At 70.2% G+C, this 255-nt stretch carries 1 protein-coding gene; it reads left to right on the forward strand.

The window, feature by feature from the left end; translation table 11 throughout:
• Positions 1–255: hypothetical protein (locus SB658_RS25695; RefSeq protein WP_410603285.1), on the forward strand; the 255-nt coding region annotated here is incomplete at both ends.

Below are 255 nucleotides of genomic sequence, written 5' to 3' on the forward strand. Positions count from 1 at the left end.
GGATGATCCCCGCCTTCGTGCTGAAGATCGTCCTCTTCGCGTCGGCGCTCGTCTTCGTCATCGTGCTCGTGCGCTCGTTCTTCGGTCGCTCGAAGCGCGGGAAGGCCCCGGACGCCCGCATCCGTCTGCCCCGCTTCGTCGCCATCACCGCCGGGGCGCTGCTCGCCCTCGCGGTCGTCGCCTCGCTGCTGGGATTCGGCAGCGGGGACATGCGCGACCCGATGCCGTTCCGCATCGCCTCGGTCGTGCTGCTCG

Origin of the sequence: Bacillus sp. SIMBA_008, from assembly GCF_046535495.1 — a bacterium.
Lineage (GTDB): Bacteria > Bacillota > Bacilli > Bacillales > Bacillaceae > Bacillus > Bacillus subtilis.